The organism is Streptomyces sp. NPDC016845 (assembly GCF_044332585.1).
Lineage (GTDB): Bacteria > Actinomycetota > Actinomycetes > Streptomycetales > Streptomycetaceae > Streptomyces.
Genome location: NZ_JBIRPI010000002.1, coordinates 645072 through 659667, shown reverse-complemented (window position 1 = coordinate 659667; position 14596 = coordinate 645072). Strand labels below are relative to the sequence as shown.

At 70.5% G+C, this 14596-nt stretch carries 7 protein-coding genes; 4 read left to right on the top strand and 3 right to left on the bottom strand.

Going from position 1 to position 14596, the window contains the following annotated elements:
- The first annotated feature begins 75 nt into the window (after positions 1-75).
- From ACH4RC_RS09050 to ACH4RC_RS09040, 3 genes are read left to right on the top strand one after another with little or no spacing between them, the layout of a single operon-like run.
- On the top strand, positions 76-5205 hold the full coding sequence (locus ACH4RC_RS09050) for a caspase family protein (protein ID WP_398197242.1): 5130 nt from the start codon (positions 76-78) through the stop codon (positions 5203-5205).
- Positions 5202-5543 (top strand): hypothetical protein, encoded by a 342-nt coding sequence (locus ACH4RC_RS09045; protein ID WP_398197240.1) that lies wholly within the window; start codon positions 5202-5204, stop codon positions 5541-5543. Before ACH4RC_RS09050 ends, ACH4RC_RS09045 begins: the two co-directional genes overlap by 4 nt.
- Entirely contained in the window at positions 5540-5992 is a 453-nt protein-coding gene (locus ACH4RC_RS09040) for a hypothetical protein (protein WP_398197237.1), read from the top strand. Before ACH4RC_RS09045 ends, ACH4RC_RS09040 begins: the two co-directional genes overlap by 4 nt.
- A 136-nt stretch (positions 5993-6128) precedes the next feature.
- On the opposite strand, the gene ACH4RC_RS09035 is transcribed toward ACH4RC_RS09040, so the two are convergent.
- The 3 genes from ACH4RC_RS09035 to ACH4RC_RS09025 all read right to left on the bottom strand — a co-directional run bounded on the left by ACH4RC_RS09035 (position 6129) and on the right by ACH4RC_RS09025 (position 13267).
- Positions 6129-7589 carry a glutamate synthase subunit beta gene (locus ACH4RC_RS09035; RefSeq protein ID WP_398197235.1) on the bottom strand — a complete coding sequence of 487 codons (1461 nt, stop codon included), beginning with the start codon at positions 7587-7589 and terminating at the stop codon, positions 6129-6131.
- Positions 7582-12195 carry a glutamate synthase large subunit gene (gene gltB / locus ACH4RC_RS09030; RefSeq protein ID WP_398197232.1) on the bottom strand — a complete coding sequence of 1538 codons (4614 nt, stop codon included), beginning with the start codon at positions 12193-12195 and terminating at the stop codon, positions 7582-7584. Before gltB ends, ACH4RC_RS09035 begins: the two co-directional genes overlap by 8 nt.
- Positions 12196-12535: 340 nt before the next feature.
- Positions 12536-13267 (bottom strand): VIT1/CCC1 transporter family protein, encoded by a 732-nt coding sequence (locus tag ACH4RC_RS09025; protein ID WP_398197230.1) that lies wholly within the window; start codon positions 13265-13267, stop codon positions 12536-12538.
- A gap of 267 nt (positions 13268-13534) precedes the next feature.
- On the opposite strand from ACH4RC_RS09025, the gene ACH4RC_RS09020 reads away from it, so the two are divergent.
- Complete coding sequence (locus ACH4RC_RS09020; protein ID WP_398197228.1) at positions 13535-14584, top strand: LacI family DNA-binding transcriptional regulator; 1050 nt, start codon at positions 13535-13537, stop codon at positions 14582-14584.
- Positions 14585-14596 lie beyond the last annotated feature (12 nt).

Genomic DNA, 14596 nt, shown 5'->3' with positions numbered 1-14596 from the left:
CGAACCGGCCCCGCGCATCGGCCTCTTGTTGCGATAATCGAGGTTTCGCAGCCGTGTGTGCGACAGGAGGGGTGGATGACAACCGGACAGCCGGGTGGGACGGGAACCCGCCGCGCCCTGGTGGTCGGCGTCGGGCAGACCCAGGACCTGGGAAGGTATCCCGAACTCGCCGCCCGCTTCCCACCGTTGGAGTCCGCGGCGACGGACGTGGACCTGGTGGCCACGGCGCTGCGCCAGTCGCGTTACGACGTACGGCGCCTGCATGACGTCGGCGGGGCGCAACTGCGGGGTGAACTGGTCGAGTACTTCACGTCCTGCGAGCCTGGTGACACCGCCCTCGTCTACCTCTCAGGGCACGGTACGACGCTGAACAACCGGTCGTATCTGCTGCCTGCCGACGCCCAGTCACGCCCCGGGCCGCCCGGCGGCGAGCGCACCCTCTACGACGCCACCCTGATCCCCGCCGACCCGGAGGGCCTGCTCACCGGGCTGCCCTCCGGTGTGACGGCCGTGATCTGCCTGGACATGTGCCGGACGGACGGCGGTGGCCCGATTCCGACTCAGCGCCACACCGTGCTGGCCGCCGACCAAGAGGTGTACTGGCTGTACAGCTGCGCGCGCGGCGAGCAGGCGTACGCCGATGCCCAGAGCGGCAGCTGGTTCGGCCGTGCCCTGGCCCACGCCCTTACCCCGACCACCCGGCCGACGACCTTCGAGGAGATTCTCGCGCACACCCGGGCCACGGTGCGCGACGCCGCCACCCGCGCCGCGCTGCCCCCACCGCAGATCGAGCCGCAGCGCCCCTACGGCCGTCCCGCGGGTGCGTCCGATCCCGTCCTGTGCGACGGGGCGCAAGAGGCGTACCGGTGGACGACCATGATCGAGCAGTCCTCGCTGTGGCGGTTCACGTCCGGCGGCGAGGCCACGCACGAGCGGGTGAAGAAGGCGCTGGGCGAACTTGTCGAGCATGTCGTCGACGCGCTGGCCGGGGCCGGTGCGCACCGCGACGACCCGTGGGCCGATCCCACCTATCCGGTGCGTGTCGTGGAGCGGCTGTCCGCTCTTGTCGAGCGGGCCGCGCCGGGCGGCCGGGACCTGCTCTCGCCTGCCGAGACCGCGGTCCTGTTGGCCGCGCCCGTGGTGCACGAGGGGGTCGTCGCCCTGGCCCTCGACGAGTTGTGCCGCGTCGCGCCGGAGCGTCTGGACCGGGGCGTCACGACGGCGGAGGGCCACACCCAGCTGGTGCGGGACGCCGCGCACGACGTGTGCCGCGCGCACTCCCAGGTGCGGCGCGCCGCCGCGACCCTGCGCCGCCGCCGTCTCCCCGACCGGGCCCTGGCCGCCGACCACTGGCTGCGCCACCGCTTCATCGCTGAGTGGGACCTGCTGTGGGAGCGCACCGGCGCCTACCCGGACGTGGACGGCATCGTCGATCTGACGGTGAGCGCGGTCCTCGCCGCGTCCCAGGACACCTCGGCGGGCCGGTTGCGGGACGAGACCCGGCTCACCGTGGACCGTCAGCTGAGGCAGGTGCTCGCCCACCTGACGGTCCAGCCCAGCGTCAGCCCGCGGATCAACGACCCCGGGCTCGGCGACGAATGGAACCTCTACCCCCCGGTGCCTGGCAACGGCTGGCGGGCGCCCGACCTGGCCCGGCTGCTGTGGACGGCCGCGCTGCTCGCCGCCGATCCGCGCCGGATGTCGAGCGTCCTCGTCGACCACTTGGGCGCCCACAAGCCGCTCGACCCCGCCGAGGTGGTCGCGACGCTCTCGGCGGACTTCGGCTACGACCCGGTGGAGCCGGAACGGAGTGACGACGGCTACGAACTGGCCGTACGGTTCCTGTGCCCGCACCCCGCACTGCATGTCGCCGTCGAGGAGCTGGTGGCGCGTGTCAACGCGAGCCTGCAGCCCCTGCGCACCGACCGGCACGGACAGCGCACCACCGCGCCCACCCTGCTGCGCGGGCTCCCCGGGCGGGTCACCAGTGCGCAGTTGATCCCTCTTGAACGCCGCTATCAGCAACCGCTGGAGCGGTTCCGGCTCGCCGAGGACGAGATCCGGCCCCTGCTGATGGGCACCCAGCTGTACGGCGACCGCATGCTGTCCGTGCGGGAGCTGTACCAGAACGCCCTCGACGCCTGCCGTCACCGGGACATGCGCCGCCTGTACGGTGCGACGCAGGGGCGGGGCGGGCCCGACTGGTCCCCGAAGATCCTCTTCACCCAGGGAGTGGATGAGGACGGGCGGCCCTACATCGAGTGCCAGGACAATGGCTCGGGCATGTCGCGCGCCAAGCTCACGTCGATGTTCGCGCGGGCCGGAAAGCGGTACGAGCAGGACCCGGAGTTCATCCAGGAGCGGCGCAACTGGCGACGTGCGGGGCTCCACGAGATGCCCCTCAACTCCCGTTTCGGCATAGGCGTGTTCAGCTACTTCATGCTGGCCGAGGAGGTCGTCGTCTGGACCTCGCCGGTCGACCGGTACGGCCGTCCCAAAGAGCCGGAGCCGCTGCGCGCCGACATCCAGTCGGGCTCGGGCCTGCTGCGGATCGGCAAGGATCCGCGGGTGTCCCTGGACGGCGGCACGCGGGTGCGTCTGTACCTCGGGGACGACGAGAAGCGGCCCCCGTCGATGCTGGACGCCCTGGAGTCGCAGCTGTGGGTGGCGGATTTCGAGGTGGAGGCGGTGGAGTACGCCGTCGGCGACCCGGACAGGGCTCCGCGCCGGGCCCGTTGGAAGGCGGGCGAACTGCGCGAAGCGAACCTGGAGCTGAAAGGGGAAGGGCGGACCGCACAGGGCTCCGCGGATGTCTGGCTGATCCAGGGCAAGGGGAAACTCCTGCTCGACGGAGTGGCCATCCGGTCCGGCACCAGCTCCCGCCCCGACGTCTTCGGGTATGTGTTCAACCTGCGGGAGCGGCACCGGCCCGAGCCTCGGGTGGACCGCAACCAGCTCCGGTCCTACGACGTGGACGCTGTCCAGCGTGAACTGCTCACCGTGGCCGAAACGGCCGCCGCTCAGTGGAACACCGTCTCCCTGCGATGGCTGTGGGAACTCGCTTCGCAGGAGCCGCTCCTGGCCGTGAAGGTGCTCGACGCCCTGCCGCCCGGGGCGAACGTGGTGCTGCGCCCCGAGGACTTCCCGATGGGGGAACTGCCGTTTCCCCGACAGGCCCCTATCGCCAGCACCGGGTGCCTGCCCTTCGACAACCCGAACAAGACCCGGAACGCTGGGCCCGGCCACCTGCCCACGGACGGCCCCCACGAGAACGGGATCGCGCGCCTGTGGCAGCAGTCCCGGTTGCGGACGCTCACCGGAGGCCAGCCCTTTCTGCCTCCGGGCTATCCCGAACCGGACAGTCTCGACGCCCTCCTCTTCCGTACGACTCCGCGCGGATGGTCCAGCGCGTTCGACACCGCGGCGGCCGGCCAGGTGTCGCTCGGGCAGGTCCTCCGCGCTTGGCGTCGTTACGCGATCGTGGGCTTCGAGGTACCGGCCGCCCAGGACATCCGGGCACTGCGCGACACCGCGCCCGACGCCCTCATGGCGCAACTGCACGCGTCGTACGCGTCCGCGTCGAGCGACGCCGCGCTGCACGCCCCCCTCCTGGCCGCGGGGGCCCGGTGGCGGAAGCCGCTGGGCGAGGTGGCCGAGGTCCTGCGGACTCTGCGCACACTCGACCCCACGCTCCCGCAGCCTCCCGCGCTCGATGCCGCCCTGGCCGCCGAGGTGCCCACACCGTCGGACCGCCGCTCTCTGTTCCGCAGCGTCCAAGGCAGGGTGTCCCGGCACCAGGCGGAGCTGCGCACCTTCTCCCTGTTCCGGCAGACCAGCGGCGGCCAGGCCATGGCCGATGTCCTGGACCGGGCACGGCACTTCGCGCCGCTCGGCTGGTCGGTCCCCGACGAGATCCCTGCGACGCTCTGGAAGCAGGCCCCCCTGGACACCACCACATGGCTGATCCTCTCCCGGGACCATGACGGCAACGAGCCCTGGTTCGAGGAGGCCTACCCCCTGGCGGCCTTCCTCTCGCGAGCCGCCCTGCTCCAGGTCACCCCCGGGCGCCTGCACGAGCTGATCGGGGAGACGGCCGCGGTTTTGGGGATCACCCTCCCCAAGATTCCGGAGGGGCTTGCGGACTGGGTACCCTCGCGGCTGGTCATCGACGCGCTCAACAGCGTGGAGGACGGCCGCGAGGACCGTATCGGCCCCTGGCAGTTCACGCTCTGCGTGGCCGAGAGCCACAGGTACCACAACGACACCGGTGCGGTGACCGAGCTGCTGCGCAGGGATCTCCACATGCTCGACCTGTGCGGTGTCCTCACCCCCGACTGTGCCGACCGCATCGAGGACGTACTGAGCCAGCTCGAGGTCGGGAGCGTGCTGCTCCGGCTGGTCGACGAGTTGCCGATGTCCGAGGAACAGGCCGCGCTGGGCCAGGCCCTTGACCGGCACGGAGTGTCCCTGGCCACCCTCATGTTCCTCAGCATGACCGACAACATCAGCCTGGGTGCCGCTCTGGACACCCTCACAGCGGAGGAACGGACGCTCCCCCTTGCCCTCCCCCAGCTACCTGACGCCGCTCGTGACCTGCGGATCGACTACACCGACCGGGCCATGCTCCTGCTCACCCCGCTCGAGACGGTGACCACCTTCTCCCTCTCCCGCCTGCTGGACTACGCCCGCTCACTCCGCCGCCCTCTCGCCGCCGCCCTCGACCGCCTCGCCACCTTCACTGTCCTCGGCATCCCCGCTCCTCCGGGCGACTTCTCCGGACCCGACGCCGAGGCCCTCGCCGACTTCGAACCTGACGACTTCGATCTGGCCGCCTTCGACCGCGGGCTCCTCGGACCCGGCGCCCTCGGCACCCTCGAACTCGTCCGCGTAGCGGGCAGATTCGGGCGGTCACTCGCGGCGACCTACGAGCGCTACGCGCCCTTCCGCTGCCTGGGCCTGGAGGTCACCGTCGACGCTCCGAGCGGCGACGAGGCCGGTCTGATCCCCGACTGGCGCGACCTGATCCTGCTCACGGAGCAGCTCACCGGCCGCCACCCCGCCCTCACCGGCGATGTCGCCCCCGATCACCTCACGCTCTGCGCCGAGGAGACCGACCTCACCGTGCCCGAGGTCCGCGCCCGGCTCGCCCGCTACGCCCGGCTGTTCTCCCTGACCCTGCCGCCCGAAGGAACCCCCGCCTCATGACCGCACCCGTCTCCTACGACGCGGACATCGTCCACGCCCCCGTACTCACCTTCCAGTGGATGGTGCGGGTCGACGGCGACGACACCACCTACGAGGCCTCCGGCGCCTGCCCGGTCTGCGGCTGCACGATGACCCGGAGCTGGACCTTCGGACAGCCGCCCGTCGCCAAGGGCGGTTTCCTCGGCCGGCGCAAGGAGCCGGGGCCCGAGCCGTACTACACCGAGTGCCGGTGCCGCTCGCTCCACATGAACCGGCCCGTCAGCGAGGAGTTCGGCTGCGGGGCGCTGCTCGCGATCGCCCCGCCCACCGTCCCCCCGCAGAGCGGCGGCACCCCATGACGTATCTCCCCACCCCGCGCCAGCTACGCGAAGCGGACCGCCGCATCCCCGAACTGACCTTGCCACACCGGCAGTTGGCGGAGGCGCTGCGTCAGGCGGAGGGGTACCGGAACTTCCTCTCCACGCTCACCGGGCTGCTCGCCGCCGTCTTCGTCCTCAAGGGGCAGGAGGATTTGAGCAAGTTGGCCGACGGCCCACGCTGGAGCGTGATCGGGCTGCTTGTCACCGGGTTCGCCGCCCTGCTCCTTGCTTCCTGGCTGGGCGTCGTCGCCGTGCACGGGCGCCCCGGAGAGGAGATCCTGATGGAGGCGGGCCGGATCGTACGCTATGAGCACCGGCGTACCCGCACCATCTGGAAGCTGGTCGAAGCGGCCCGCTGGCTCGGCCTTGTCGGTGTGCTCGCCGTGGCCGTTGCTGTCGTCGTCACGTGGGTGGCCCCCACCAAATAGCCCGCCGCGAGCCGCCGGAGGCGGACGCGCCGCGACGCCCGCCCTGTCGTCCGGTCGGGGACAGTTGGGCGGGCGTCGCGCTCAGTTCCGTACGCCGTTGTACGGGACGTTCAGGGGCGGATCGTCACATCATGAGTCACACCATGAGGGAGCGGTCCGTCGGGCGGATCGGGGCCGGGAGTTCCGAGACGCCGGTCAGGAAGCTGTCGACGCCGCGGGCGGCCGAGCGGCCCTCCGCGATGGCCCAGACGATGAGGGACTGGCCGCGGCCCGCGTCACCGGCGACGAAGACGCCGGGGACGTTGGTCTGGAAGTCGGCGTCGCGCTCGATGTTGCCGCGGGCGTCGAGGTCCAGGCCGAACTGGGAGACGAGGCCGTTCTCCTGGTCGGTGCCGGTGAAGCCCATGGCGAGGGTGACGAGCTGCGCGGGGATCTTGCGCTCGGTGCCGGGCTTCGGGGTCAGCTTGCCGTCGATGAACTCGACCTCGGTGAGGTGCAGCGCCTGGACGTTGCCGTCCTCGTCGCCTTCGAAGTGGGTGGTGGAGACGGAGTAGACGCGCTCACCGCCCTCCTCGTGCGCGGAGGTGACCTTGTAGAGCATGGGGAAGGTCGGCCACGGCTGGTTGGCGCTGCGGTCCTCGCCCGGACGCGGCATGATCTCCAGCTGCGTGACGGAGGCGGCACCCTGGCGGTGGGCGGTGCCGACGCAGTCGGCGCCGGTGTCGCCGCCGCCGATGACGACGACGTGCTTGCCCTCGGCGGTGATGGGGGGCTGCACGAAGTCGCCCTCCTGCACCTTGTTGGAGAGCGGCAGGTACTCCATGGCGAAGTGCACGCCGTTCAGCTCGCGGCCCGGAACGGGCAGGTCGCGGGAGACCGTGGCGCCGGCGGCGATGACGACGGCGTCGTAGCGCTTGCGGAGCTTGGCGGCGTCGATGTCGCGGCCGATCTCCACACCGGTGCGGAACTTGGTGCCCTCCGCGCGCATCTGCTCGATGCGGCGGTTGATGTGGCGCTTCTCCATCTTGAACTCGGGGATGCCGTAGCGGAGCAGGCCGCCGATGCGGTCGGCGCGCTCGTAGACGGCGACCGTGTGACCGGCCCGCGTCAGCTGCTGGGCGGCGGCGAGACCGGCCGGACCGGAGCCGATGACGGCGACGGTCTTGCCGGAGAGCCGCTCCGGGGCCTGGGGCGCGACGTCGCCGCGGTCCCACGCCTGGTCGATGATCGAGACCTCGACGTTCTTGATGGTGACGGGCGGCTGGTTGATGCCGAGCACGCACGCCGACTCGCACGGAGCGGGGCACAGGCGGCCCGTGAACTCCGGGAAGTTGTTCGTGGCGTGCAGCCGCTCCTGCGCCGCCGACCAGTCCTCGCGGTAGGCGAAGTCGTTCCACTCGGGGATCAGGTTCCCCAGCGGACAGCCCTGGTGGCAGAACGGGATGCCGCAGTCCATGCAGCGCGACGCCTGCTTGCTGATGATCGGCAGCAGGGAGCCGGGAACGTAGACCTCGTTCCAGTCCTTGACGCGCTCGCCGACGGGGCGGGTCTCGGCGACCTCGCGCCCGTGGTTGAGAAAGCCCTTGGGATCAGCCATTGGTCGCCGCCTCCATCATCTTCTCGGTGATCTCGGTCTCGGTGAGACCGGCTCGCTCGGCGGCGTCCTTGGCGGCGAGCACTGCCTTGTACGTGCTGGGGATGATCTTGCTGAAGCGCTCCACGGACACGGTCCACTCGGCGAGCAGCTTCTCGGCGACCGTCGAGCCGGTCTCCTCGGCGTGGCGGCGCACCACGTCGTGCAGCCACTGCTTGTCGGTGTCGTCCAGGGGTTCGACGGCGCCCTGGCTGGTGACGTTGACGTTGTCCGGGTTCAGGTCGATGACGTAGGCGATGCCGCCCGACATGCCGGCCGCGAAGTTGCGGCCCGTCTCGCCGAGGACGACCGCGTGGCCGCCGGTCATGTACTCGCAACCGTGGTCGCCGACGCCCTCCGAGACGACCGTGGCACCGGAGTTGCGGACGCAGAAGCGTTCGCCGGTGCGGCCGCGCAGGAACAGCTCGCCGCCGGTCGCGCCGTACGCGATGGTGTTGCCGGCGATCGTCGAGAACTCGGCGAGGTGGTCGGCGCCGCGGTCCGGGCGGACGATGATGCGGCCGCCGGAGAGGCCCTTGCCGACGTAGTCGTTGGCGTCGCCCTCGAGGCGCAGGGTGACGCCGCGCGGCACGAACGCGCCGAACGACTGGCCCGCGGAGCCGGTGAAGGTGATGTCGATGGTGTCGTCGGGCAGGCCCGCACCGCCGAACTTCTTCGTCACCTCGTGGCCGAGCATGGTGCCGACCGTGCGGTTGATGTTGCGGATGGCGACCTGGGCGCGGACCGGCTGGGCGTCGGTCTGGTCGTTGGCGGCGAGGGCGTCGGCGGCGAGCTTGATCAGCTCGTTGTCGAGCGCCTTCTCCAGGCCGTGATCCTGCGTGGTGATCTGGTGGCGGACGGCGCCGTCCGCCAGCTCGGGCACGTAGAACAGCGGCTCGAGGTCGAGGCCCTGCGCCTTCCAGTGGTCGACGGCGCGCTCGGTGTCGAGGAGTTCGGCGTGGCCGACGGCCTCCTCGATGGAGCGGAAGCCGAGCCCGGCGAGGAGCTCGCGGACCTCTTCGGCGATGAACTCGAAGAAGTTGACGATGTACTCGGCCTTGCCGGAGAACCGCTCGCGCAGCGTCGGGTTCTGCGTGGCGATGCCGACCGGGCAGGTGTCCAGGTGGCAGACGCGCATCATGACGCAGCCGGAGACGACGAGCGGCGCGGTGGCGAACCCGAACTCCTCGGCGCCGAGCAGCGCGGCGATGAGCACGTCGCGGCCGGTCTTCAGCTGGCCGTCGGTCTGGACGACGATGCGGTCGCGCAAGCCGTTGAGCAGCAGCGTCTGCTGGGTCTCGGCGAGACCGAGCTCCCAGGGACCACCGGCGTGCTTCAGCGAGGTGAGCGGCGAGGCGCCCGTACCGCCGTCGTGACCGGAGATGAGGACGACGTCCGCGTGCGCCTTGGACACACCGGCCGCGACCGTGCCGACGCCGACCTCGGAGACCAGCTTCACGTGGATCCGCGCCTGCGGGTTCGCGTTCTTCAGGTCGTGGATCAGCTGGGCGAGGTCCTCGATGGAGTAGATGTCGTGGTGCGGCGGCGGCGAGATGAGGCCGACGCCGGGCGTCGAGTGACGCGTCTTGGCGACCCACGGGTAGACCTTGTGGCCGGGCAGCTGGCCGCCCTCGCCGGGCTTGGCGCCCTGCGCCATCTTGATCTGGATGTCGTCGGCGTTGACCAGGTACTCGCTCGTCACACCGAAGCGGCCGGAGGCGACCTGCTTGATGCTGGAGCGGCGCGCGGGGTCGTACAGACGGTCCGGGTCCTCGCCGCCCTCACCGGTGTTGGACTTGCCGCCCAGCTGGTTCATGGCGATGGCGAGAGTCTCGTGGGCCTCGCGTGAGATGGAGCCGTAGGACATGGCGCCGGTGGAGAACCGCTTGACGATCTCGGAGACCGGCTCGACCTCGTCGATGGAGATCGGCTCGCGGCCCTCGCCCTTGAAGCCGAACAGGCCGCGCAGCGTCATGAGGCGCTCGGACTGCTCGTTCACGCGGTCCGTGTACTTCTTGAAAATGTCGTAGCGGCGCGAGCGCGTGGCGTGCTGGAGGCGGAAGACCGTCTCCGGGTCGAACAGGTGCGGCTCGCCCTCGCGGCGCCACTGGTACTCGCCGCCGATCTCCAGGGCGCGGTGCGCGGGCGCGATGCCGGTGACCGGGTACGCCTTGGCGTGACGCGCGGCGACTTCCTCGGCGATGACGTCGAGACCGGCGCCGCCGATCTTGGTGGCGGTGCCGTTGAAGTACTTCTCGACGAAGGCTTCCTGGAGGCCGACGGCCTCGAAGACCTGGGCGCCGCGGTAGGAGGCGACGGTCGAGATGCCCATCTTGGACATGACCTTCAGGACGCCCTTGCCGAGCGCGTAGATCAGGTTGCGGATGGCCTGCTCGGGGCTGCCGTCCTCGTCGCCCGCCAGGAAGGTGCCCGCGCGGACCAGGTCCTCGACGGACTCCATTGCCAGGTACGGGTTGACGGCGGCGGCGCCGAAACCGATGAGCAGGGCGACGTGGTGGACCTCGCGGACGTCACCGGCCTCGACGAGCAGACCCACCTGGGTGCGCTGCTTGGTGCGGATGAGGTGGTGGTGGACGGCCGCGGTGAGAAGGAGCGACGGGATCGGCGCGTGTTCGGCGTCGGAGTGCCGGTCGGAGAGCACGATCAGGCGGGCGCCGGCCTCGATGGCGGCGTCGGCCTCGGCGCAGATCTCGTCGATGCGGGCGGCGAGGGAGTCACCGCCGCCGGAGACGCGGTAGAGGCCGGAGAGCGTCGCGGCCTTCATGCCGGGCATGTCGCCGTCGGCGTTGATGTGGATGAGCTTGGCCAGCTCGTCGTTGTCGATCACCGGGAAGGGCAGGGTGACCGAGCGGCAGGAGGCGGCCGACGGCGCGAGCAGGTTGCTGCCCGGGCCGAGGGAGGAGCGCAGCGAGGTGACCAGCTCTTCGCGGATGGCGTCCAGCGGCGGGTTCGTGACCTGCGCGAACAGCTGGGTGAAGTAGTCGAAGAGGAGGCGCGGGCGCGCGGAGAGGGCGGCGATGGGCGTGTCCGTGCCCATGGAGCCGATCGGCTCGGCGGCTGTCCTGGCCATCGGCGCGACGAGGATGCGCAGCTCTTCCTCGGTGTAACCGAAAGTCTGCTGGCGGCGCGTGACGGAGGCGTGCGTGTGCACGATGTGCTCGCGCTCGGGCAGGTCGGACAGCTCGATCTCACCGGCTTCGAGCCAGTCCCCGTACGGGTTCTCGGCGGCGAGGCCGGCCTTGATCTCGTCGTCCTCGATGATGCGGTGCTCGGCGGTGTCGACGAGGAACATGCGGCCGGGCTGGAGGCGTCCCTTGGTGACGACCTTCGCGGGGTCGATGTCGAGGACGCCGACCTCGGAGCCGAGGACGACGAGGCCCTCGTCGGTGACCCAGTAGCGGCCCGGACGCAGACCGTTGCGGTCGAGAACGGCGCCGACCTGGGTGCCGTCGGTGAAGGTGACGCAGGCCGGACCGTCCCAGGGCTCCATCATCGTGGAGTGGTACTGGTAGAAGGCGCGCCGGTCCGGGTCCATGGAGGTGTGGTTCTCCCACGCCTCCGGGATCATCATCAGGACGCTGTGCGGAAGCGAACGTCCACCCAGGTGGAGCAGCTCCAGCACCTCGTCGAAGGACGCGGAGTCGGAGGCGTCCGGCGTACAGATCGGGAAGATCCGCTCCAGCTTGTCGCCACCGAACAAGTCGGAGGCGAGCTGCGACTCACGGGCCCGCATCCAGTTGCGGTTGCCCTTGACGGTGTTGATCTCACCGTTGTGCGCGACGAAGCGGTACGGGTGCGCGAGCGGCCACGACGGGAACGTGTTGGTGGAGAAGCGCGAGTGGACGAGCGCGATGGCCGAGGCGAAGCGGCGGTCGGACAGGTCCGGGAAGAACGGCTCCAGCTGCCCGGTGGTGAGCATGCCCTTGTAGACGAGGGTGCGGGCGGAGAGCGACGGGAAGTACACGTCGGCCTCGCGCTCGGCGCGCTTGCGCAGCACGAACGCCTTGCGGTCGAGGGCGATGTCCTTGTTGACACCGTCGGCGACGAAGATCTGCCGGAAGACGGGCATGGTCGAGCGGGCGGTCGCACCGAGCAGTTGCGGCGCGACGGGAACCTCGCGCCACCCCAGAACGGTGAGCCCCTCCTCACCGGCGATCGTCTCGAGCTGCGAGACGAAGGACTCGGTGTCGTCCTCGGGCAGGAAGGCGATGCCGACGGCGTACGAACCGGCGTCGGGGAGGTCGAAGTCGACCACCTCGCGCAGGAAAGCGTCCGGAACCTGGGACAGGATGCCCGCGCCGTCGCCCGAGTCGGGCTCGGAGCCGGTGGCACCGCGGTGCTCCAGGTTGCGCAGAACCGTGAGCGCCTGTTCGACCAGCGTGTGGCTCGCCTCGCCGGTGAGGGTGGCCACGAAGCCGACGCCGCAGGCGTCGTGCTCGTTGCGCGGGTCGTACATGCCCTGGGCGGCAGGGCGAGCATCCATGTGCGACCGGTTCATGAGGTTCCGGCCGTTGTTGGAATGCTGGGACGGCTGGCGCGGCGTACGCATCGGCTCTCCCGTCGTCGTCGTGGCATTTGCGTGCCGAGGGACGACGTTGGCCCTCTGCGAAAGTTCATGCTGCTGCAAAATTTCGTGCAGGTTACATGATGGAACGAATCTCGAAAACTGGATACTTCGTTCCAACATGCGGACACCGCGGTGGCGGTGGAGGGAGGACCCTGGCGGGTGGATGGGTGACCCGGGGGCCGATACGTCGTAGGGCGACGTGGGCCTCATTGCCCACAGCGCTTACGGCTCATGCCCCGTGGTCAAACAGTCGAAACAGTCCAGTAACGACTAGTTATGCAAGGCCCTGTATAGCCATCTTCCGGCCGTGACCGGCGAACCGTCAACCTATTGCGGTACCGAAAAGACTGCCCAGGAGATACGTCACACCCGCCGCGGCACCGCCCAGGGCCAGCTGCCGCAACCCGCTGAACCACCACGAGCGGGCCGTCACTCTGGCCACGACGGCACCGCAGGCGAAGAGCCCGATGAGCGCGAGCACGACGGCCGGCCACAGGTCGCTCGCCCCCAGGAGATAAGGGAGTACGGGCAGCAGGGCGCCCAGCGCGAAGGAGCCGAACGAGGAGACCGCGGCGACCATCGGCGAGGGCAGATCGCCCGGGTCGATGCCCAGCTCCTCGCGCGCGTGGATCTCCAGAGCCTGCTCGGGGTCCTTGGACAGCTGCCGGGCGACTTCCGCGGCCAGCTCCGGCTCGACGCCGCGCGAGACATACAGCTCGGCGAGTTCGCGCTCCTCGTCGGCGGGGTGCTTGCGCAGCTCACGGCGCTCGACGTCCAGCTCGGCCTCGACCAGCTCCCGCTGGGAGGCGACGGAGGTGTACTCACCGGCGGCCATGGAGAAGGCGCCGGCGGCAAGACCGGAGAGACCGGTGATGACGACGGTCTGCTGCGAGACGGCCCCGCCCGCGACACCGGCCATCAGGGCGAAGTTGGAGACGAGCCCGTCCATCGCGCCGAAGACCGCGGGACGCAGCCAGCCGCCGTTGACGTCACGGTGGGTGTGGTTGTCCCGGTGCGCGTCGTGCAGTGCTGCCTCGGTCTCGATGATGGCCATGCTCGTGAACCCCACTCCCCTAGGTCGTTTACACAGTCGAAAGTACGCGCGGAGATCGACCCTCGCTAGCAAGGAAGGCCGTACTTACCTGCGGTTTTGCACCCTGCGCAACGCGCCTGCCACCCCCTGACCTCGATCTTCCCGCGCTCGCCCGTGAGATGGATCACAAGGGGCAGCGGTTGACGGATCTCCGGCCAGGATCAACGATCTGTAAACGTTTCCAGCTTCCGGAAACGTTTACAGCAATCACCACAAGGGGGTGCGAAGGTGCCGATACCAGCGGCGTCGTCACCGCAGCGGGGCCAGCCCACGATCGTCTCCATCGCCGAACGGGCGGGTGTCTCGATCGCCTCCGTCTCGCGCGTCCTGAACGGCCTGGGCGCCCGCCGCGACACCGTGGAACGGGTCGAACGCGCCGCCGCGGAGCTGGGCTACGTACCCAACGCGGTGGCCCGCTCCCTCAAGGACGGCCGCACCCGCCAGCTCACCTTCGCGATGCCCGACATCGGCAACCCGGTCTATGTGGCCATGGTCCGCGCCATCCAGACGGTGGCGAAGGCGGCGGGCTACCGCCTGCTCCTGCACTCCACGGACGCCGTGGTCGACGACGAGCTTGCCGTGCTCCGCAGCCTCGGCGACCGCACCAGCGACGGCCTCATCATCTGCCCCATCCGCATCACCGACGCCCATATCCAGGCGCTGAGCGACGCGGCGGGCCCCGTCGTGGTCATAGGGTCCCTGCCCGAGGACGTGCCCGTGGACAGCGTGCGCGCCGACTCCGTCGCGGGCGCCGCCCTCGCCGTACGCCACCTGTACGAGACCGGGCGCCGCCGCATCGCCTTCGTCAACGGCCCCAGCGACACGGTCCCCGGCCGCAACCGCGACGAGGGCTACCGCGCGGCGCTGGCCGGCTGCGGCCTGCCCCACGACCCGGCGCTGGTCGTGCACACGGACTTCGGCATCGACTCGGGCGCCGAAGCGACCGCGCAGCTCCTGCCCCACTCCCCCGACGCGGTCTTCTGCGCCAACGACCAGCTGGCGCTCGGCGCGGCCCGCGCCCTGCACGCCCGCGGCCTGCGCATACCCGAGGACGTGGCCGTGGCCGGCATGGACGACAGCATGCTGGCGCAGGCCGGCTGGCCCCCGCTGACCAGCGTCGACCTCGGCTCGACCGAGCGCGGCAGACAGGCCGCGGAGCTGCTCCTGAAGCGCCTGGACGCGAAGGGCCCCGACCCCACCCGCACCCCCCTCTCCATGACCGCCCCGCCCCGCCTCGTCGTCCGCGCCTCCACGGGCCGGGCGGCGCACGACGCTTGAGAGTCACGAGGT